16 protein-coding genes and 2 pseudogenes are annotated in these 20,922 nt (G+C 44.5%); 13 read left to right on the forward strand and 5 right to left on the reverse strand.

The genetic code is table 11. The features are described 5' to 3' along the window. Positions 1–98: 98 nt before the first annotated feature. The 5 genes from AB4238_RS05690 (at position 99) to AB4238_RS05710 (ending at position 6,311) form a co-directional block, all read left to right on the forward strand. Entirely contained in the window at positions 99–518 is a 420-nt protein-coding gene (locus AB4238_RS05690) for a hypothetical protein (RefSeq protein ID WP_372032139.1), read from the forward strand. A 78-nt stretch (positions 519–596) separates the two neighbouring features. Next, positions 597–1,895: an AAA family ATPase gene (locus AB4238_RS05695; protein ID WP_372032141.1), complete on the forward strand. Its 1,299-nt coding sequence runs from the start codon at positions 597–599 to the stop codon at positions 1,893–1,895. 1 nt (position 1,896) lies between these two features. Next, on the forward strand, positions 1,897–2,667 hold the full coding sequence (locus tag AB4238_RS05700; protein ID WP_372032143.1) for a retron system putative HNH endonuclease: 771 nt from the start codon (positions 1,897–1,899) through the stop codon (positions 2,665–2,667). 3 nt (positions 2,668–2,670) lie between these two features. Further along, a complete protein-coding gene (locus AB4238_RS05705; protein ID WP_372032144.1) occupies positions 2,671–5,694 on the forward strand; it encodes a UvrD-helicase domain-containing protein in 3,024 nt (1,007 codons plus the stop codon). A gap of 2 nt (positions 5,695–5,696) precedes the next feature. After that, the gene (locus AB4238_RS05710; RefSeq protein WP_372032145.1) at positions 5,697–6,311 is read left to right on the forward strand and encodes a hypothetical protein; all 615 of its coding nucleotides are present in this window, start codon (positions 5,697–5,699) and stop codon (positions 6,309–6,311) included. Positions 6,312–6,810: 499 nt separating this feature from the next. On the opposite strand, the gene fis is transcribed toward AB4238_RS05710, so the two are convergent. The 3 genes from fis to prmA form a co-directional block, all read right to left on the reverse strand. Continuing rightward, complete coding sequence (fis, locus tag AB4238_RS05715) at positions 6,811–7,116, reverse strand: DNA-binding transcriptional regulator Fis (RefSeq protein WP_012153658.1); 306 nt, start codon at positions 7,114–7,116, stop codon at positions 6,811–6,813. 17 nt (positions 7,117–7,133) lie between these two features. Then, positions 7,134–8,102, reverse strand: a complete 969-nt coding sequence (dusB, locus tag AB4238_RS05720) for a tRNA dihydrouridine synthase DusB (RefSeq protein ID WP_372032147.1) — start codon at positions 8,100–8,102, stop codon at positions 7,134–7,136. A 151-nt stretch (positions 8,103–8,253) separates the two neighbouring features. Further along, the gene (prmA, locus tag AB4238_RS05725; protein WP_372032148.1) at positions 8,254–9,135 is read right to left on the reverse strand and encodes a 50S ribosomal protein L11 methyltransferase; all 882 of its coding nucleotides are present in this window, start codon (positions 9,133–9,135) and stop codon (positions 8,254–8,256) included. 370 nt (positions 9,136–9,505) lie between these two features. On the opposite strand from prmA, the gene AB4238_RS05730 reads away from it, so the two are divergent. From AB4238_RS05730 to AB4238_RS05755, 6 genes and pseudogenes are all read left to right on the forward strand, one after another. Next, positions 9,506–10,210, forward strand: a complete 705-nt coding sequence (locus tag AB4238_RS05730) for a fumarate reductase cytochrome b subunit (protein ID WP_371990059.1) — start codon at positions 9,506–9,508, stop codon at positions 10,208–10,210. A gap of 146 nt (positions 10,211–10,356) precedes the next feature. Next, complete coding sequence (locus tag AB4238_RS05735) at positions 10,357–11,028, forward strand: fumarate reductase cytochrome b subunit (protein ID WP_372032149.1); 672 nt, start codon at positions 10,357–10,359, stop codon at positions 11,026–11,028. Between the two features lie 106 nt (positions 11,029–11,134). Next, positions 11,135–13,132 (forward strand): fumarate reductase flavoprotein subunit, encoded by a 1,998-nt coding sequence (locus AB4238_RS05740; protein ID WP_372032150.1) that lies wholly within the window; start codon positions 11,135–11,137, stop codon positions 13,130–13,132. Continuing rightward, entirely contained in the window at positions 13,129–13,872 is a 744-nt protein-coding gene (locus AB4238_RS05745; RefSeq protein ID WP_372032152.1) for a fumarate reductase iron-sulfur subunit, read from the forward strand. The genes AB4238_RS05740 and AB4238_RS05745 overlap by 4 nt, the downstream gene beginning before the upstream one ends. A 253-nt stretch (positions 13,873–14,125) precedes the next feature. Further along, a pseudogene (locus AB4238_RS05750) lies at positions 14,126–15,004 on the forward strand (LysR family transcriptional regulator); the annotation flags it as partial. A gap of 210 nt (positions 15,005–15,214) precedes the next feature. Next, positions 15,215–15,523: pseudogene (locus AB4238_RS05755) on the forward strand (GNAT family N-acetyltransferase); the annotation flags it as partial. A 63-nt stretch (positions 15,524–15,586) separates the two neighbouring features. Here the strand turns inward: AB4238_RS05755 and rho are convergent. Continuing rightward, the gene (gene rho / locus AB4238_RS05760) at positions 15,587–16,852 is read right to left on the reverse strand and encodes a transcription termination factor Rho (RefSeq protein ID WP_371990067.1); all 1,266 of its coding nucleotides are present in this window, start codon (positions 16,850–16,852) and stop codon (positions 15,587–15,589) included. 502 nt (positions 16,853–17,354) lie between these two features. Next, complete coding sequence (gene trxA / locus AB4238_RS05765; RefSeq protein WP_020910647.1) at positions 17,355–17,681, reverse strand: thioredoxin TrxA; 327 nt, start codon at positions 17,679–17,681, stop codon at positions 17,355–17,357. Positions 17,682–18,088: 407 nt separating this feature from the next. Here trxA and rhlB point away from each other — a divergent pair, with 407 nt between their 5' ends. Together rhlB and AB4238_RS05775 are read left to right on the forward strand one after the other, a co-directional pair. Next, on the forward strand, positions 18,089–19,402 hold the full coding sequence (rhlB, locus tag AB4238_RS05770; protein ID WP_372032153.1) for an ATP-dependent RNA helicase RhlB: 1,314 nt from the start codon (positions 18,089–18,091) through the stop codon (positions 19,400–19,402). Between the two features lie 16 nt (positions 19,403–19,418). Further along, a complete protein-coding gene (locus tag AB4238_RS05775) occupies positions 19,419–20,333 on the forward strand; it encodes an exopolyphosphatase (RefSeq protein WP_372032155.1) in 915 nt (304 codons plus the stop codon). The last annotated feature ends 589 nt before the right edge of the window (positions 20,334–20,922 follow it).

Raw genomic sequence — 20,922 nt, forward strand, 5'->3', positions numbered from 1 at the left:
GAAGCCCTGCTTGAGCGCATCAAAGCCGAACGTGAAGCCCTTGCATTAGCTGCCAAAGCCGCTAAGAAAAAGCCTAGAGCAAAAAAGGCAAAAGCATAATGGGTATTATTTTTCGTATGAGTTTAGCTGGTGGTACAGAACAAACCGAAATTGCTCGTATCATCCCTGATACTCGGCCTTCGGCCCTGCTTTCAGCAGTCCAACTTCTTACTGCGCCGCAGCGCTATTCCCGACGATTTTGTGTCCGTCGCGTCGAAGAGCTATTCGCCTTCGCCGATAAAGTTGAGGCGCAGGTTAATGAAGCACAAGCACGAGTGAACAATCTCACCCAGTCGATACTCGCTAAAGCCTTCAGAGGCGAACTCACCGCCGAGTGGCGCGCTGCCAACCCTGAATTGATAACAGGTGAAAACAGCGCTGAAGCCCTGCTTGAACGCATCAAAGCCGAACGTGAAGCCCTTGCATTAGCAGCTAAAGCCGCTAAGAAAAAGCCCAGAGCTAAAAAGGCAAAAGTATGATGAGTGCTCGGTGTCGGATTAAAGTCCTGCGTGTTAAGCTATCGACCAAAAGTAAATCAAGTAAGAAGGTGATGCTCAATGAAGGTTAAGAAGTTAACTTTAAAAAACTTTAGACGGTTCAGTGATTTCGAGATCACCTTCGATAAGCAACTCACCGTGTTAGTCGCTCGCAACGGTGCAGGTAAATCTAGCGTACTTGATGGTGTAGCTATTTCACTTGGTGCATTTTTAACACGTCTGCCTAAAGTAGCTGGGATTACATTTAAAGACTCTGATTTACAAGTATTTCCTAACGGTAAAAAGCCACCTTATGTACGAATTACTTGTGAAAGCTTTACAGGCGAAACCTGGGATCGTAATGCAAAACGAGATAAATCCAAGAAAACGGAAAACCAAATCCCTAAATCACTAGGCCTTCAGCAGCTTAACGATTTTGCAGATCAATTCATTGATGCTCAAAACGAAGAGCAAGAATTTGAACTGCCTATTTTTATACATTATGGAACTGGACGCGGTGTCTTTGATATACCACAACGAACAAAAGGTTTTGGCAATGACTTTACTCGCTTTGGAGCGCTTAGTGGTGCACTAGAAAGTCGAACTAACTTTAGACGTTTTGTTGAATATTTTTATACACTTGAAGACAAGGAAGCACAATTACACAAAAAGAATCGCTCATTTGATATTGAATTACCTGAGCTTAAAGCTATTCGCATGGCAATTCATAGGCTAATGCCAGAATTTTCAAACCCCAGAGCAATTTCGCCAGCCGGAATTATGATCGACTGGAAGAATAGTGAAAGAAGTGAAACGAAACAACTTCGCATAGAGCAGTTGAGTGATGGGTACCGTACAACATTAGCCATGGTAATGGATATTGCAGCACGCATGGCCGAAGCTAATCCAGATATGCCAGACCCACTTCAAACTGAAGGGGTGGTGATGATTGATGAAGTCGATCTTCACCTACACCCAGGTTGGCAGCAAACTATATTAAGAGACTTGGCGAGAACATTTCCACTTGTTCAATTTATTGTATCCACCCACAGCCCTCAAATAGTAAGTACAGTAAAGCCAACACAGATAAGAGTTATCGATTGGCAAGGAGAAAGCCCTACGTTAATGCCGATTTATTTCTCTGAAGGGGCTGAGTTCCAACAAGTTTTGATGGATATTTTAGGTGTTAAATCTTCTAGAGCAGAACACCTTGAAATAGTTAAGTCGCTGCGAAAGTATCAGCAATATGTTGAAAATAACAAGTGGGATTGCAAGGATGCAAAAGATCTTCGAAAAGAATTAGATAAGTGGGCTGGTGAATATGAGTCTGAGCTTAGCAATCTCGATATGGATATCAGCATCAGGGAGCTAGACCGCTGATATGAAGAACATAGTAAAGGGTAAAGAGCCACCACTATTGGTAGCCTACCGAGCTGGTAAGCCTAACTTCTCGTGGCCAAGGTGTAAGTCAAATAGCAATCGCAGAGATGAAATTCAAGACTACCTTCGACGAGATCAAGGTGGTATCTGTGCATATTGTGAAATTGACCTGTTAAAGCGAGATGTCGAGGGTGAAGAGTCTGACTTTCAGGTTGAACACTTTCACCCTAAATCAGATAAAACTACAGCACATAACTGGGCGTTAGATTGGGATAACATGCTCGCTTGCTGCTTAGGTGGTAAGAGCAAGAATGTAGTCGATGCTGACAATCGACATACCAACCCAAATTTACGTTGCGGCGCACTTAAAGATGATGACGATTTGGATAATATTATCCTAAATCCTCTCAACCTTCCACACAGTCCACTTCTATATAACTTTCAGCGAACCACTGGCGAGACATCTGTCAATGAAGATAACTGTAATCTAGCTGGTGTAGATATTGGTAAAGCCCAAGCTACAATCGATTGTTTGAATCTAAAATCTGAGCGGTTAAATCGATTACGGCAAGAGCAGTTAGCTCATGCAAATAAAAACTTGCAGGTACTTGTCAATTCTGGATTGACAGCAGAACAAGCACGGCAAAAGCTTGCCCTAGCTCTGATGAAAAAAGATGGAAATGGGTGCTGGCCTAAATTCTTTTCTGCACTAAGGTGTTATTTGGGCAGTGCAGCAGAGGAGCAATTGTTAACCATAGGCTTTACAGGTTAACAATTGTCATCAAAGCAGTCTGAAAAAAGTATTAAACACAGTTGGTTTGGCCATTTCTATATGGGCAAGCCTGATGCTGTAAAGCTTACCCACAGTGGTATTACGTTTCATCGTGGCAAAGGTCTGCTTACTGCTGGGTATAGAGCAACAAACAAGTCTAAGGAAGAAGTCAGTTACAAGTGGCAACAGCTAGATTCGCCACCAGCATTTATGTTGAGCCCTTTAGGTTATCTACTTAGCTTTACCGTATCAGGTAAGGCTTACCAATTGCCGTACTTAACCTACCTCGCTCATTATCAATTTGGCAAAAAGGCCGCACACCTGTGGGCTGCAGGTAATGGGCAAAGTATCTGTGAGCTGGTGGCTAGAGTTGAGCGCACCATTGCTACGGAGTACCTGCGCCAATCACGCTTAGAGATGATACAGGCCAGAGTTAAGCGCGAATACAAACGCTGGTTTCCCTGGTGTGAAAAAGTTGCATTGTCCAAGGATATAAGAACAGCGCTAACCAAGTTAAAGCAGATGCATAGCTGGAGCCAATCCGATATAGAAAGGCTACGTGAAAACTATGTTCGAGCCCAGCTGATCAAGTTTGCCGATTTCTTTGAGCATGTTGAATCTAACCCTCTGACCGATAAGCAGCGACGAGCCTGCATCATTGATGATAACAATAACTTGTTATTAGCGGGTGCCGGTACAGGAAAGACAAGCGTTATGGTGGGTCGTGCTGGCTACTTGGTCAAAAGTGGTCAGGCACAAGCTGATGATATTTTGCTGCTCGCCTATGGCAGAAAAGCCGCAGATGAGATGGATGAACGGATAAAAGAGAAGCTAGATACCGACGATATTAAAGCTAGCACCTTCCATAGCTTAGGTTTAAGAGTCATTGCTGAAGTTGAGGGCAAGTCACCTAGCCTGTCTCCTTGGGCTGAGGATGAAAAAGCCAAAGATAGATGGGTACAAAGCACCCTTGAAACTTTGATCGAAGATGATGCCTATCGCAAACAGCTGTTTGAGTACTTTAGTCAATACTATTATGTTGAGAAAAGCCCTTTTGATTTTGAATCAGAGGGTGAGTATTTCCAGTACTTAACAGACAACGATATTCGCACCCTAAAAGGGGAGCGAGTAAAGAGTTTCGGCGAGCTATACATCTCTAATTGGCTATTCAGTAATGGCATTGAGTACCAGTATGAAGCTAAGTATGAGCATGATGTAAGTAGTGTTGATTTCCGCCAATATCAGCCTGACTTCTACCTACCTGATTACGGTGTGTATATTGAGTATTACGGCACTGATGAAAATGATAGTACCGCGCCTTATATCGATAACCAGCAATATTTGGAGTCGATGGAGTGGAAGCGCCAGCTGCACAAGGAGCATGAAACAGTCTGCCTTGAACTGTTTTATCATCAGCATAAAAAAGGCAGGCTCATTGAAAAGCTCGAACACGCTATTAAGAAGTTAGAGATCAAAGAGTCCCCTCTACCTGATGAAGCGATACTCGCAACGCTTAATGAACTTGGTCGTGTGACCGAGTTAGCTAAGCTGTTCAGTAAGCTCATTGGCTTGTATAAAGCTGCTTGCTTGGATAATAACGGGCTAGAGAAGGTATTAAATAATGCCGCAGATGCCAAGCAAACCCGTAAAGCATTTGAGCTGCTAGAGCCGATACTAAGCCCTTACCAGCAGCATCTGTCAGCCTCAGGCGATATAGATTTTGAGGATATGATAGGTAAAGCACTTAGTTATCTTCAACATGGGCAGTTCATTAGCCCGTGGACCTATATCATGGTCGATGAGTTTCAAGATATATCAGAGCCTAGAGCACGGTTAGTTAGAGCGTTAAGGGATTCGTGCTTACCTGGGCGCAAACCGAAAGCCTCACTGTTTTGTGTTGGTGATGACTGGCAGGCAATCTATCGCTTTAGTGGTGCCGATGTCAGCTTAACCACACAGTTTACAGAGTATTTCGGCCCTACTACTAAAACGTACTTAGATCAGACGTTCAGATTCAACAGTAGCATTGGTGATGTAGCAACACAGTTTGTGACTAAGAACCCAGTGCAGCTAAAGAAAGATATCCGCTCCCTATCGCAGGTTAGCTACCCTACAGTTTCAGTGATCCGCCGAGGCGAACAGGAGCCAGCAACTAAAGATGAGCCAAGCCCAAATGCACTTGAACAAGCTTTAAATGCGATTAACAAGCGTGTTGAAAAGGTTGAGGATAAATTTAGCACTAAGTCAAAAGCTCAACCTGTTGTGTATCTGCTTGCTCGCTTCTGGTTTCAACTACCCGATAGGATTGGATTAAAGCAGTTAAACATGCAGTATCCAAAGCTAACGATTGAATGTCAGTCCTTTCATGCCTCAAAAGGTAAAGAGGCAGATTATGTGGTGATCACGGGGATGAAAACGGGAAAGCATGGCTTCCCTTCCACGAAAGTTACTCCACCAATACTTGATGCATTTTTACCTCAGGCTGAGGCATTTGAATTTGCAGAAGAGCGTCGCTTATTTTATGTCGCCTTAACGCGAGCAAAACATCGCGCATATGTACTTGCCGATATGACAGATGCTAGCCCATTTGTGGTCGAACTACTCAAGGAAAACTATGCCATTGAGCAAGAGGAGTTCAGTACCTCCCTAGTACAGCAGATCTTTGAAGAGATTAGTTGTGTACGCTGCACCACTGGCACGCTGAAACCCAGAGTCGGCAAGTTCAAACCCTTCTTTTCATGCTCCCACTACCCCTTGTGTGACCACAAGGAGGAGGGTTGTGAGCTTTGTGGTAGCCCCATGACACGTATACGCTTTACGGGCTTTAAGGTGTGTCTAAATGATACTTGTAGCCACACAGCCCCTGTTTGCAGCGTCTGTGGCGGTGATATGAAACTAAGAAAGGGTCCCTACGGTGAGTTCTGGGGCTGTATCAACTACAGAAGAGATACCCCCACTAGCTGCGGTAATAAAATCAAAAAGCAAGCAGCGGCGAACCTATTAGATCAATCTAAGAGGGAGCATTAACAATGCTAATAGAGGCTTTGGTTGTAATAAGTATCTTTACGCTGGTGGCAGGTGTTGCTTGGGGGGTAGCCAACTCTTCTCGGTCTAAAGGTAGTGATAATAGCGAGCAGGGTAATTCTCCAACACCTAAGTCTACAGAGAGTAACTTGAAGCCATCTTTGGCAAAACCAAAGAAGACCCCCCTATTAAACCCTTCAGCCAAAATTGGCCAAACAATACACCTCACTGGTAAGAATGAGCTAAGTATCGTTAAGTCGAGATACTATGACTGTGTGGATGTTTACTTCAATCAAGAGCTCCTCATATCACTCCACAAAAAAGAAGTGCTTCCCAATGGGCTCATAGCAGCTCTCAGAAAACAAGCTGATCGCCTAGGCTCTAGATCAATAACATTAGAACAAGCAAGGAAAATATCTAAAGTCGCCAGCGCAATAGAGGTACATGCAACAGGAGAAAACAAAGTAGTCTCCGTCGCCCCCGCTCCTGTAAAGCGCAGCTATGAGAGCTTGCCTAATATTGAACTTCAAAGGACATTAGATAAAAGTAAATTCAATATGGCTTATGGTGTATGTAAGGCTTGTGACAGGCCAATTGAGTATTGCAGGTGTGCAGGCTAGTGCTGTTTCAGTTTGTTGTATGCTAGTTACTTAAAATTTTTTAGATCAATACCCCAGATTTTTGAAACGGAAATCCTAAAAAATGATCCTTTGTTAAATCCACTTCTAAGTTATTGTCTCCGATCACTTTGATTATTCAATTAAGCCAAAATACTGTTCTTTTCCTAGCGATGAAAAAAGCTCTCTTTTTTCCTGTATCGACGAATTTCAAAACTTCATTTTACCCGTTCACCATCAAAACCTCCGACAAGGCAATTTATCCCCAGCAGGTATCGATTAGGTGCCGACTTCACCTTTACTTGCCTAATATAGGTTCTTGGCTGTGGTATTAGTTGCTGATCTGTATAGAGTAACTATTGAGAAGGGAGGTGGTGTGGAAGCCTGGAAAGGATAAATTAGTATTAAATACTGTGAGTAGCAAATTGAGTAGCAAGTTAACAAAAACGGGCTTCCCATTACTGAGAAGCCCGTTTCAATACAACAGCTTAAGACGTTAGTCTTAGTTCATGCCGTATTTTTTTAATTTTTTACGCAAAGTACCACGGTTGATACCTAGCATGTTTGCAGCACGAGTTTGGTTGCCGCGAGTGTGTTGCATGATGATATCTAGCAGAGGTGCTTCAACTTCGCTTAGCACCATTTCGTATACTTCTTCAGCTTCTTGCCCGTCCATTTGAGCGAAAAAGTTTGTTACTGCACGCTTAACTGCATCGCGTAGTAATTGTGGCTTGATTGCGCCACTTGCAGTTTCAATTTTGCCAACAGTAAGTGGGTGAACTTCAGTGTGAGTTGTCTGATCAAACATTCGTATTCTGCTCTTTATTAATTTGCTACAAATTCATCAAAATAGCGTTCCACCATGGAACATTGTTCTTCAACGGTTTCGAGTCGATTAAATTCGGCTCTAAAAGCGCGTTGTGATTCTTGGTTTAGATACCATCCAACGTGCTTTCTTGCGAAACGAATGCCCTTATAATCGCCGTACAGTGCGTAAAGCATTTTAAGGTGTTCAAGCATCAAATGACGCTTTTCATCCGTTTCAACGGGCGCTAGCTTCTTACCTGTATCCAGGTAATGTTGGATTTCCCTAAATATCCAAGGCCGTCCTTGAGCGCCCCGTCCAATCATCAAAGCATCCACACCAGTATAATCCAGCACAAAACGTGCTTTCTCTGGCGTTAAAATGTCTCCATTAGCGACGACAGGTATCGAGATCTGTTTTTTAATCGCTTTAATGGTGTCGTACTCGGCTTCGCCTTTATACATGCATTGTCGCGTTCTGCCGTGAACGGCTAACGAGGCAATGCCACAATCTTCTGCAATCTGGGCGATATGAACACCATTCCTGTGCTCTGGAGCCCAACCCGTTCGAATTTTTAGCGTAACCGGTACATCTACTGCGGCGACCACGGCTTTAAGAATTGCTTCTACCTGCTGTGGATCTTGCAGCAGTGCTGAACCTGCTAGCTTCTTATTCACTTTTTTCGCCGGACAGCCCATATTGATATCAATGATCTGAGCACCTTGCTGTACATTCACAGCGGCAGCATTCGCCATTAACTCAGGGTCTGAACCCGCAATTTGAACCGAACGTATTCCGTCTTCACCTGCGTGTGTCATGCGCAAGCGGCTTTTATCGGTATCCCAAACATCAGGATTAGATGAAAGCATCTCTGAAACCGCCATGGCTGCGCCATAACGAATACAAAGATTTCTAAAGGGCTGGTCTGTGACGCCTGCCATTGGTGCCACGATCAGCTGATTTTTCAGTCGATAGGGTCCAATCTGCATTTATCAAATCACCTTGCTCGTCAAAGGGGCGCTATAGTACGCCTTTTTCAAGCCTGTGAAAAGGTCAATAAATGACCTGAGGGCAACTTTTTTGCTTGACTTTTGCTAGGTGAGAAGTCTGTCGCGGCGCAGAGTGCGCCGCGTAATACCGTTATTTACGTATCCCTGTCAAGCGGCTCCAGTCGTCTTTGTGAGCAGGCGCGTCCATGTTAAACCACTGGCTGTAGAAAGCTGAAACTTCTTCAGCTTGCTCTTTTAGCAGACCTGAAAGCGCCAGTTGTCCACCAGACTTTACTTTTTCGGCAATTAAAGGTGCCAGTTCACGTAGTGGTCCGGCAAGAATATTTGCCACTAAGATATCGGCGATTAACCCTTCAGGCTGATCTTCTGGCAGATATAAGGCAAGCTGATTTTCAACGCCATTGCGCTCGGCATTTGCTTTAGAGGCTTCAATCGCTTGGTAATCGATATCAACACCTGTCACCTTCTCTGCGCCGAGCTTCAACGCTGCAACGGCTAAAATACCTGAACCACAGCCAAAGTCGATAACATCTTTATTGTGGTAATCAAGGCCATCTAACCACTCTAAACATAACGCCGTGGTTGGGTGAGTCCCGGTACCAAATGCTAGACCCGGATCAAGGATCACGTTAACAGCAGTAGGATCAGGGATCTCACGCCAGCTTGGGCAGATCCACAGGCGGTCGCCAAACTTAATAGGGTGGAAGTTATCCATCCATTCACGTTCCCAATCTTTGTCTTCAACTTGCTCTATCTTATGGCTGAAGTTCTCACCGAGGTAAGGGAGTAGTTTCAGGCGTTCAACCACTGGAGCTAAATCGTGGTCTGCCTCAAATAACGCAATGATGACTGTGTGGTTCCACAGTGGCGTTTCACCCAAAGTTGGTTCGTATATAGGGGTGTCTTTACCGTCTTCGAAGGTAATAGAAATTGACCCTTCTTCCATCAGCTGATCGCTAAGTGCGTCAGCATGAGGGCCGTCAGTATCAATTCTTAGTTGGATCCAAGGCATGGGAGTTCTCGTTTGCTAGATATATGGGCGTATTGTATACCCAAACCGCTATAAGATGCAGAAGATGAGGATAATATTCATGTTTTCAGTTAACGACTTATAGATTGGATAATAACCAAAAATTTCAACAAGCTGTAAAAGGTAATGATATTTGTTTTGTTTGAAAGTTTTACTCAAGTCGCTGAAAAATATTGGTTAAAAGGTATTACCACTGTTTTTGTTTTACCCCTTTGTTTGTGAACTGGCTCTAATGCTGGTCTGAAATAGGGTGAGCAAGGTCACGATTAAAAATGGTGGCACAACGCTTTGAGAGACATCTTGCTACAGTGTAAGTCCCACTACTAGGCGTAAGATAAACAAGACGGACACCATGCTAGCATCCTACATAAGCACAAATGGACACCCCGCATCTGCAAAAGCGGACAAAATACAAAGTATCACTGGTGTGCTGATGGGCTGCTTCCTGTTAGCTCACCTGCATTTTGAATCTAGCATCTTACTCGGTAAAGACGCGTTTTATACTGTAGTGCAGTTTTTAGAGGGCGGCATGTTTAGTTCTACTGGCCACGGCTTCCCAATTGTGACTAAGGTGTTTTCTGTGTTCATGCTGCTGGTGGTAATGGTACATGCTGCGGTGGCTTTGCGTCGTTTTCCGGCACAACTTGGGCAGTGGCGCGCACTTCGACGCCATATGTCGGTGATTAATCACAAAGATAGCCATGCGTGGTTCTGGCAGCTAGCGACAGGCTTCGTTCTATTCTTCTTAGTTCCAGTGCATCTCTTTACCATGATTGCTAATCCTGAGATTGGCCCGCATCTCTCTGCTGAGCGTGTTTACCACCAAAATGCTTGGTTGCTGTATGCGCTATTGCTACCGGCTGTGGTGATCCATGCCATGATTGGTCTTTATAGGGTGGCAGTTAAATGGGGCTTAACCACCAAACGCACAGGGCTACGTAAACTGGCAAAGGGTTTAATTATCTATCTGATTATTATTGGTGTGCTTAGTTTAGTGTCATACCTAGTGATTGGTAGCGACCTGAGCGTGCCAGTAGAGGCCTATCGTCCAAGTTAACCAAGGTTTGTAGTTCTTGTTTGGATAAATTAGCGACAGCTTGAGTAAATGCTTTTTTATTGATCTATCTCACGGTTGATAAGTGATTTGTGAGCGACATTGGTGTTGTCGTTCAGCAACGCTTTTACAGCATGGATAGGTAAGCAATGGGAATAGTAAATCGCGGTAAATTGAGTGGTTGGCTTGATATCAGTCAAAGCGTCAGTGGGGTTGTTCTAGCAATATTTTTGTGGACTCACCTGATATTGGTGTCGTCGATATTGCTTGGCGCAGAGGCAATGACATGGGTTGCTAAAACCATGGAGCTGAGTTTCTTAACGGCTGATGGGCACGGCTACCCTTGGGTAGTTACCATTATGGCCATGGTTATCGCCGTTATTGCTTTGGTCCATGTATTAGTGGCAGCTCATAAAATGCCACTGAATTTGCGCCAGCAAAAAGCCCTTAAGCAGCAGCTTAATGTGGTTAATCACGGTGATACCCGCTTATGGGTTTGGCAAGCTGCAACGGGTATTGTGATATTTCTAACCCTGCCGGTGCATTTGTGGCTAATCGGCGCGGCGCCGGAGACCATTGGCCCTTATGGCAGTGCTGACAGGATTTGGCTACAAGGTGTGTGGCTGCTGTATCTGCCATTGCTGCTATGTGTTGAGCTACATGCTGCGATTGGAATGTACCGAGTAGCAATAAAGTGGGGCGCCGCCAGAGATCTCAATAGCCGCAGTAGGTTGAAAAAAATTAAGAGCATTATAAGCGTTATATTCATCCTCGTGGGGATCGCTTCTTTATTAGCCTTTTTGCCCTATGCAAATGCGTAATAGAGAGAATTTATAAAAATATAAAACGGCTTAGCAATCATGTTGAGTTGAACAAGTAATTGAACATATACCATAAACTGACTCTGCACCCGCTTAAGGAGCACGTGTGAAACTGATATATACCGATTCGTTAGTAGTCGGCGCTGGACTTGCTGGATTACGAGTAGCTATCGCGTCGAAAGAGCGTGGGCTAGATACTGTGGTGTTGTCACTTATCCCTGCCAAGCGATCACATTCGGCGGCGGCGCAAGGTGGCATGCAAGCAAGCCTAGGTAATACCGTAAAAGGTATGGGTGATGATGAAGATGTGCATTTCCAAGACACGGTAAAAGGGTCTGATTGGGGCTGCGATCAAGACGTTGCGCGGATGTTCGCCCATTGTGCACCTAAAGCCGTACGCGAGTTGGCAAATTGGGGCGTCCCTTGGACTCGAGTCACTAAAGGGCCACGACAAGTGGTGGTTAACGCTGAAAAGGTCACCATTGAAGAAGCGGAAGCGGCGCATGGCTTGATTAACGCACGTGATTTTGGTGGTACTAAGAAGTGGCGTACCTGTTATACCGCAGATGGTACTGGTCACTCGTTATTATATGCCGTTGATAACAAAGCTATCTCGATGGATATTCCTGTACACGAGCGTATGGAAGCATTGTCGCTTATTCATGATGGCAAGCGTTGTCATGGTGTGGTGGCGCGCTGTTTGGTGACCGGGGAGTTGCGTGCTTACGTTGCTAAGTCGACCACCATTGCAACGGGGGGGTATGGCCGCATTTACGAAGTTTCTACCAATGCCATTATCTGTGAAGGGATTGGTCAAGCGTTAGCGCTTGAAACCGGTGTCGCCAAACTGGGTAACATGGAAGCTGTGCAGTTCCATCCAACCGCCATTGTACCGGTAGGGATTTTGACTACCGAAGGTTGCCGAGGTGATGGGGGCTTATTACGTGACAAAGATGGCCACCGCTTTATGCCCGACTATGAGCCGGAGAAGAAAGAGCTGGCATCGCGCGATGTTGTTTCACGTCGTATGACCGAGCATATGCGTAAAGGCAAGGGCGTTGACAGTCCTTACGGGCCGCATCTATGGCTCGACATTACTTTGCTTGGGCGTAAGCATGTAGAAACCAACCTGCGTGAAGTTAAAGAGATTTGTGAGAACTTCTTAGGTATCGATCCTGCTAAAGATTGGATCCCGGTTAGACCGACACAGCATTACTCTATGGGTGGCATTCGCACCGATGCTACTGGGCAAAACCCACAGCTTAAAGGACTGTTTAGCGTTGGTGAGGCAGCTTGTTGGGATATGCATGGTTTTAATCGCCTTGGGGGTAACTCGCTAGCAGAAACCGTGGTGGGTGGCATGATCATCGGTAAGTACGTTGCTGATTTCTGCCAAGAGAACACCTTAGAAATTGATACCGGTCTGGTTGAGACCTTTGTTGACAAAGTACAAAACGAGATAGATGACTTAGTCGACGGGGAAGGTACTGAAAGTCCGTTCGAGCTCAAACAGCAGATGCAGCGGATTATGATGGACTATGTTGGTATTTTCCGTAATGGCCCAGAGCTCGAAAAAGCGGTCAATGAGCTACAAGCGTTATTAAAGCGCGCCAAAGCGCTAGGGTTGAAATGTAAGAAACGTCACGCTAACCCTGAGCTTGTTGAGGCACTGCGAGTTAAGCGTATGCTTAAGGTAGCACTAACTGTTGCTGTGGGTGCTGCTGCTCGAACTGAGAGCCGCGGAGCACACGCTCGTGAAGACTTCCCGCAGCGTAACGATAAAGACTGGCTAAGCCGCACGTTGGCAAGCTGGCCAGACGCAGAGGCGTTATCACCACAACTTGATTACGAACAGCTGGATGTGATGAAGATGGAGTTGCCGCCTGGATACCGTGGCTATGGTATTAATAATGCGATTGCGCACCCTGATACCGAGAAACGTGAACATCAGATCACCGAGATCTTGAGTCAATTAGGCGATGGAGCTGACCGACATGAGCGCCAAGCTGCACTAATGCCGTTTGCAGTTCCTGAATCGTTAGCACCAAAAAATGAGCGTTTAAGTGAAATGACACCGCAGCAAGTTGTAGGAGAGGCTAAATGAGCCAAGAAGCGAAAAAAGGCCGCATGTTAACCTTTAATATATTCCGTTATGACCCACAAGAGCCGGGTGATAAGCCCAAAATGGTAAAATACCAGCTCGAAGAAACACCGGGGATGACGGTATTTATTGCGCTTAACCGGTTGCGTGAAGAGCAAGATACCTCTCTGCAATTCGATTTTGTCTGCCGCGCGGGGATCTGTGGAAGCTGTGCGATGGTGATTAATGGTTTTCCAACATTAGCCTGCCGTACCTTAACCACTAAGTACCCTAAAGGCGACATCATGTTGATGCCATTGCCTGGATTTGAATTGATTGGCGATCTTTCAGTGAACACGGGTAAGTTTATGCGTGAACTTGCTGAGCGTTTAAAGCTTTGGCTACACCCTGTAACTGATGATATTGATGTGCATCGGTTAGAGGCGCCGATGGATCCCGCGGAAGCCGCCAAGCTCTATGAGCTAGAACGCTGCGTTGAGTGTGGTGTTTGTGTATCAGCCTGTGCTACGGCGCAGATGCGTGACACATTTGTGGGTGCCGTTGGCATGATGAAACTGGCACGATTCGAGCTTGATAGTCGCGATGGTCGTGAGCTTGAAGACTTCTACCATGTGATTGGTAATCAAGATGGGGTATTTGGTTGTATGACGTTATTAGGCTGTCAGGATAACTGTCCGAAAGACTTGCCACATATGCAGCAGATAGCTTACCTGAGACGCAAGATGGCGGTGACGCTAGTTTAGGATAGATCTCAAAGCGGAATATGATTTGGCTGAATTGGCATAAATGTTCCCGACATAAATACCAAGGCTGACCATCCATGGGCCTTGGCATAAATGTTCCCTAAATACCAAGGCTGACCATCCATGGGCCTTGGCATAAATGTTCCCGACATAAAAAGCCTGCGATTGCAGGTTTTTTTGTGGGTGACGTTTACCCCTGTATTATCTACAATTAGATGATAATTTTTGCTGGTTTATAGATGGAATATTGATAATGCAGCTAAATGATTTAACTCTTTTTGTTAGAGTGGCCGATTGCGGCAGTTTAACTGCAGCGGCTGTTGAGCTTGATATTTCAACTGCAGTTGCTAGCGCGGGGCTTAAAAGGTTAGAAAAAGAGCTTGGTACTTCGCTATTTATCCGCAGTACTCGCAGCCTTAGATTAACCGCCGCTGGCGAGCGCTACTTGATCCATTGCAGAAGTGCACTTGCAGATCTTGATATGGGGCAGCGTGCAATTACCTCAAGCCTTGCGGAAATATCCGGCTCTATCAGTCTCGCTGTGCCATCAGATGTAGGCCGTAATGTGGTACTGCCATGGCTGGATGATTTACTTTCTAAGTATCCAGATCTTAATCTTCGGCTGCATATCGGCGATAACTTATCAGATTTTTATCGCGACAAAATAGATGTGGCATTGCGCTCTGGTAAACCAAAGGACTCATCGCTGGTGGCCTTTAAGATTTGTAATTCCAGCCGGGTATTATGTGCTTCACCTGAATATATTGAGCGCATGGGGGCAGTGACTTCATTAGAGCAACTGCAGCAACATAACTGTTTGTTCTTTATGTTGGATGAACGTACTCATGACCAATGGTTTTTCAGTCGCGATGGCCAGAAGCATAAAGTACGGGTGACCTCTAACCGCACTTGCAACGATGCAGATGTTGCCAGGCGCTGGGCGGTTGCTGGGCAAGGTGTGGTTTATAAGTCATGGTTAGATCTGACCGATGATATTGATGCAGGACGACTAGTGCCAATGCTCACTGAATACGCGGGTGAAGAGGCGGACTTATACTTGGTTTGTCCTGGGCGCGAGCATGTTACGCCTGTGGTTTTATTGCTGCGAGACATGCTTAGAGAGCGCTGTAAAGTATGGCTGGCCAGGACTAAAGGTCGCTGTTTAAAAGACACTTCTGCAAAGCCGCCAGTAAAGGTTATTAGACCTGCAGAACAGACTGACATAACCATATTACAGGCTTTGGCTAGAGAGACGATAGATAAGTGTTATCGCTCCTTTTTGGGTGACGAAGGCGTAGATTGGTTTATAAATGGTGGCGGCAGCGATAAAGAGGTTATAGAACAACTAACAAATATTGTGGTGCTAGAGGTTGACGGCGTTATCGCGGGTTACTGCGCTGCAGAAGAGGGATTTATCCACATACTGATGATAAGTCCTATGTTACAAGGTTCTGGTTTAGGCAGTGACTTATTAGAAAAGGTTGAAGCGATGCAATACGCTGAGGGGTATGAGCATTTGCGATTAGAAACCTTTAAGGGCAACCAGCAAGCGCTTAACTTCTATCAAAAACATGGTTGGTCTATTACACGAGAAGAGCAAGATGAATCATTTGGTTTTATCAGATTATCTTTACGAAAAATTCTAGACTGATTTAAATAGCAAACATAAAAAAAACCGCATAAATGCGGTTTTTTTATGTTTGTAACGGCTAATTTAAGTTTTAGCGCGCTTCATTGCGGTGAAGAACTCATCGTTGGTTTTGGTCATGGCCAATTTATCGATAAGGAACTCCATGCCTGTTACTTCATCCATTGGGTTCAAGATTTTACGCAAGATCCACATTTTCTGAAGTTCATCTGGCGTTGTGAGCTTCTCTTCACGGCGAGTACCTGAACGGTTGAAATCAATCGCTGGGAATACGCGTTTTTCAGCTGCTTTACGAGAAAGGTGTAACTCTTGGTTACCAGTACCTTTAAACTCTTCGTAAATGACTTCGTCCATCTTAGAACCTGTATCAACAAGCGCTGTTGCGATGATGGTTAAGCTACCGCCATGTTCGATGTTACGGGCTGCACCAAAGAAGCGCTTAGGACGGTGTAGTGCGTTAGCGTCAACACCACCGGTCAGTACTTTACCTGATGAAGGAATAACAGTGTTATAGGCACGTGCTAGACGAGTAATCGAATCAAGAAGAATGACTACGTCTTTCTTATGCTCAACAAGACGCTTAGCTTTTTCGATAACCATCTCTGCGACTTGTACGTGACGGCTTGCTGGCTCATCAAAGGTAGAAGCAATCACTTCACCTTTAACCATGCGCTGCATTTCGGTCACTTCTTCAGGGCGTTCGTCAATCAGCAACACCATCAATACAACATCTGGATTGTTGTAGGTAATGCTTTGCGCCATGTTCTGTAGTAATAGTGTTTTACCGGCTTTTGGCGGCGCAACAATCAAACCACGTTGGCCTTTACCAATCGGTGAACACAAGTCCAAAATACGCGAAGTAATATCTTCTGTAGAACCATTACCGCGCTCCATGCGTAAGCGTTCTTCTGCATGCAGTGGCGTTAAGTTTTCAAACAGGATTTTATTGCGAGAGCTTTCTGGACGATCGAAGTTCACTTCTGTGACTTTCAATAGTGCAAAATAACGCTCACCATCTTTAGGTGGGCGGATCTTACCGAAGATAGTATCACCGGTGCGCATATTAAAGCGGCGAATTTGGCTTGGTGATACGTAAATATCATCTGGACCCGCTAAGTAAGACCCATCAGAGCTACGTAGGAAACCAAAACCGTCTTGTAGGATCTCTAATACACCGCCACCAAAAATATCTTCACCGCTTTTGGCGTGGGCTTTCAAGATAGAGAAAATAATGTCCTGCTTGCGAGCGCGGGCCATATTTTCGAGCTTCATGTCTTGGGCTAGTTGTACTAAATCTGAAATCGATGTGTCTTTTAATTCTGATAAATTCATCTTGGTGGGTCTTGTTTTTTGCGTGACGATGCCATCTTTGATCAATGAGGTTAAAACTTTTTGAATATCGATCGGATAGCGAGAAGTGGGTTAGTTAGAATCGCTTTGGTTATTAAAGTAGCACTAACTTGGCGGGGCGTCTAGAAATTTAGTTAAACCCGACACATTTTCTTGTTGAAGCTGTGTCGGGAGTCACTCTAACTTGCTTTAGTGACTCATAGAGCCACTAAAGTGTTATACCAATCGGTATAAGTAGTGGGTCTACTCAGAGTGTTTTTTGGCGAACTAATTCAAGGCGGATAATTGCCATAATGGTTGCCCCTTATGCCTTTATCCAACACCGAAGTAGGAAGCCGCTAACACTCCTTACAGGCGAGTGTTAGCGGCTCCGATGCTGCGTTAATGAGTTTGAACATAGAATAACTATGTACTTCACTCATTTTTTTGCCTCAAAACCGCTAAATTTTCGCTGAGCGACCAAATCTTTATACCGGTTGGTATATTAGAGTTGGCCGTCAATAAACTCTTTAAGTTGAGTCTTTGAAAGCGCGCCCACTTTGGTCGCTGCAAGCTCGCCAGCTTTAAATAGCAGTAAAGTAGGAATACCACGAACACCATATTTAGCTGGTGATACGTTGTTTTGGTCAACGTTTAACTTAGCAACAGTGATCTTACCTGCATACTCTTCAGCTACGTCATCTAAGATAGGGGCAATCATTTTACAAGGACCACACCATTCTGCCCAAAAATCAACCAGAACTGGTAGTTCTGAGTTAATTACGTCATTTTCGAAGCTATCGTCGCTTAGGTATACAATCTTGTCGCTCATGTTGTTCTCCAGTTTGGTTGCCATTGCTGGTTTGTTAATGGCTTAACCTGTATATTGGGTCGGTAAAATAGCTTTTCAAGCTAAAAGTTAATCATTTAATAAAGCCGCTACTCTCGGGTATCGAAAAACGCTTTAGACAAGACGATGATTTATAGGCATAGTGAGCCTAAGTCAACGATGACTAACGCCTAAAAACGTATTTAATTCGCCTTAAGAGAACGCTAAATACACGCTAAAATTTCATAGCATCACTATAAAATAGAGGGAATAGTGATTCCGTCACCGGTGCTACAAATATCGTGAAAAACGTTTCTCTGAGTGTGTACCAATTTTCAGCGATAAAAATAATATCGTTATTTCAAACGATCACGTTTCTTATTGCAACCTTTTACAGGTAAGCCTGCGCTATGAGCGAAACACATTTATCTACAAAAAAGTTTGCCGACTTCCCGCTACATAAAGAAGTTCAACAAGCACTTAACGAAGTTGGTTTTGAGTTTTGTACGCCGATCCAAGCGTTATCATTGCCGATTTTATTAGCGAAAAAAGATATCGCCGGACAAGCACAAACGGGTACGGGCAAGACATTAGCCTTTTTGGTCGCGACATTTAACCACCTGTTGACTGAAGCTGCCCCAACTGAGCGTAAAATCAATCAACCACGAGCCATCATCATGGCGCCAACACGTGAGCTTGCTATTCAGATTGCTAAAGATGCCAACCAATTAGCTAAGCATACCGGCCTTAAAGTCGGCATTGTTTATGGTGGTGAAGGTTATGAAGCACAGCGTAAAGTGCTTGATAAAGGTATCGATATCTTGATTGGTACTACAGGTCGTATCATCGATTACGTTCGTCAAGGTGTTATAGACGTGAGTGCGATTCAAGCGGTAGTGCTTGATGAAGCGGATCGTATGTTTGATTTAGGCTTCATTAAAGACATTCGTTTCTTGTTTAGGCGCATGCCTGATGCTAAATCACGTTTGAATATGCTGTTCTCTGCAACGCTTTCTATGAAAGTACAAGAGTTGGCATATGATCACATGAACGAACCTGAAAAAGTTGAAATCGCGCCGAATGAGAAAACCTCTAAGAATATTAAAGAGGAGATCTTCTATCCATCGATGGAAGAGAAGATGCCGTTGTTACTGTCTTTGCTCGAAGAAGATTGGCCAGAAAAAGCCATTGTTTTCTCAAATACCAAACACAGTTGTGAAAAAGTCTGGTCATGGCTTGAGGGAGATGGACACCGCGTTGGCTTGCTGACTGGTGATGTGCCGCAAAAGAAACGTTTACGTATTCTGGAGCAGTTCACGAATGGTGAAATTGATGTTTTAGTGGCAACTGACGTTGCTGCACGTGGATTGCATATTGCTGATGTATCTCACGTATACAACTATGACCTACCAGATGACTGCGAAGATTATGTACACCGTATCGGTCGTACTGGTCGAGCAGGTCAAAAAGGGGTCTCTGTTAGCTTTGCTTGTGAAGAGTATGCGTTGAACCTACCTGCTATTGAGAGTTATATTCAACACTCAATTCCGGTGACATCTTACGACAGTGAAGCTTTGCTTGATGATATCCCTGCGCCAAAACGTATCCATCGCAAACCAAGCAGTCACAGCCGTAATTCTCGCGATCGTAGTGGCTCTCGCCCACAAGGCGGTCATCGTGGTAATGCACCACGTCGTCATGACAAGACACGTAGACATTCGTAACAGAGATATTGCGTAAATGACCTCAGCTAGCTATGCAGCCATTACGTTAGGCTCCAATAGTTTTAATATGATGGTGGCTAAAACCGTTAGCCACCATCCTAAAATTGTTGCCAAATACAAGCGTAAGGTGCGTTTGGCTGAAGGGATAGAGGCTGATGGGTCGCTGAACCCGTCAGCAATGACGCGAGGTATTGAGTGCCTCGCAATGTTCTCTGAGATGCTTATTAAAGAAGGGGTGTCTGCAGATAATGTAGAGATCATCGCGACAGCGACTTTAAGAAAAATTAGTAATGCTGATGATTTTTGTCAGCAAGCTCTCACGGTATTACCTCATCCAATTCGTATCATTTCCGGTATTGAAGAAGCGCAGCTAATCTATCAAGGCATGGCGGCAACCACTGAAGGTTCAGGACGACGCTTAGTGATTGATATAGGTGGAGCAAGTACCGAGTTTATTATTGGTGACGGCGATAATATTCTACTTAAAACCAGTCTGGCGATGGGTTGTGTCACTTTCAATAATCGCTTCTTTAATCAATTTCCTTTTCAGACTCTCGACTTTGACCAAGTTAAAAATAGCGTTAAAGCTGCGTTAGGCGATTATGAGCAACAGCTAACACATCTTGGCTGGCATGGTGTTGTTGGTGCCTCTGGCAGCGTGCAATCTGTGGTTGAACTGCTTAATGCTCGTGGTCTATCAGCGGTTATTAGCCTAGATGTTTTACATACACTTAAGCACGAAATTCTCACTCAAGAATCAGTGTCAATGCTTGCCATCGCTGGATTAAAGCCTGAGAGAGCCCCCACCTTTGCAGCTGGCGTAGCAATACTGCTAGCACTATTTGAACTGCTTAATATTGAAAAGTTACACCTATCTGGTGGCGCATTACGTGAAGGCGTTTTACATCAATTGGCCCAGCGTACACGTTAACTTCCCCTATATCTCGAAGGTTTCGCATTCAATGGTACTTGGTCTAACAGCGAAGTTTATGCTGATCAGTAGAAAGGTTTGATCGGGGAGTCGGTAGGAATATTAATTACCCCTGGCTATAGTTCTTGGGTAACTCTCGATAATCGTTCCTTAATCTCGTACTCTATATTTATATCCTCATGCATTAATGGTATTCATAGTCTCTGACCTCCAGGGGGAGTGAGGGGCTGATTTTGAATGGAAAAAATAAACCAAGCCGCTAGCAATAAGCGAAGAGGGGAGTGAAGCGAGGTTCTAATTCATTAATGTCACATCAGAATAGTTAAAACTTGCCTACAGCGTTTTGAAGCCCGCTGAATGGTCAAACTCTTAATGCAATTGGTATTAATGTGTTCAAGCTCTTCAACTTTGATGGTGCGAAGGGGGTAGATGAGCAATATGAGTTTGATAGTGGTGCGAAGAACGATCGTTATGGATATACGGATAGCTTCCTGCTGCCTAGTTATGTGAGAGCTTCAGTGCATTACGATTTTTAAATATTAGATAATAGCAAAATAAAAACCGCTCATTAGAGTAATGCCGATCATTT

This window comes from Shewanella sp. 10N.286.45.A1 (genome assembly GCF_041470405.1).
GTDB lineage: Bacteria > Pseudomonadota > Gammaproteobacteria > Enterobacterales > Shewanellaceae > Shewanella.

What these genes read in the sequence shown, in the direction of transcription:
- AB4238_RS05690 (WP_372032139.1), top strand. Translation starts at nt 99, where the DNA reads ATGGGTATTATTTTTCGTATGAGTTTAGCTGGTGGTACAGAACAAACC.
- AB4238_RS05695 (WP_372032141.1), top strand. Translation starts at nt 597, where the DNA reads ATGAAGGTTAAGAAGTTAACTTTAAAAAACTTTAGACGGTTCAGTGAT.
- AB4238_RS05700 (WP_372032143.1), top strand. Translation starts at nt 1,897, where the DNA reads ATGAAGAACATAGTAAAGGGTAAAGAGCCACCACTATTGGTAGCCTAC.
- AB4238_RS05710 (WP_372032145.1), top strand. Translation starts at nt 5,697, where the DNA reads ATGCTAATAGAGGCTTTGGTTGTAATAAGTATCTTTACGCTGGTGGCA.
- fis (WP_012153658.1), bottom strand. Translation starts at nt 7,116, where the DNA reads ATGTTTGATCAGACAACTCACACTGAAGTTCACCCACTTACTGTTGGC.
- dusB (WP_372032147.1), bottom strand. Translation starts at nt 8,102, where the DNA reads ATGCAGATTGGACCCTATCGACTGAAAAATCAGCTGATCGTGGCACCA.
- prmA (WP_372032148.1), bottom strand. Translation starts at nt 9,135, where the DNA reads ATGCCTTGGATCCAACTAAGAATTGATACTGACGGCCCTCATGCTGAC.
- AB4238_RS05730 (WP_371990059.1), top strand. Translation starts at nt 9,506, where the DNA reads ATGCTAGCATCCTACATAAGCACAAATGGACACCCCGCATCTGCAAAA.
- AB4238_RS05735 (WP_372032149.1), top strand. Translation starts at nt 10,357, where the DNA reads ATGGGAATAGTAAATCGCGGTAAATTGAGTGGTTGGCTTGATATCAGT.
- AB4238_RS05745 (WP_372032152.1), top strand. Translation starts at nt 13,129, where the DNA reads ATGAGCCAAGAAGCGAAAAAAGGCCGCATGTTAACCTTTAATATATTC.
- rho (WP_371990067.1), bottom strand. Translation starts at nt 16,852, where the DNA reads ATGAATTTATCAGAATTAAAAGACACATCGATTTCAGATTTAGTACAA.
- trxA (WP_020910647.1), bottom strand. Translation starts at nt 17,681, where the DNA reads ATGAGCGACAAGATTGTATACCTAAGCGACGATAGCTTCGAAAATGAC.
- rhlB (WP_372032153.1), top strand. Translation starts at nt 18,089, where the DNA reads ATGAGCGAAACACATTTATCTACAAAAAAGTTTGCCGACTTCCCGCTA.
- AB4238_RS05775 (WP_372032155.1), top strand. Translation starts at nt 19,419, where the DNA reads ATGACCTCAGCTAGCTATGCAGCCATTACGTTAGGCTCCAATAGTTTT.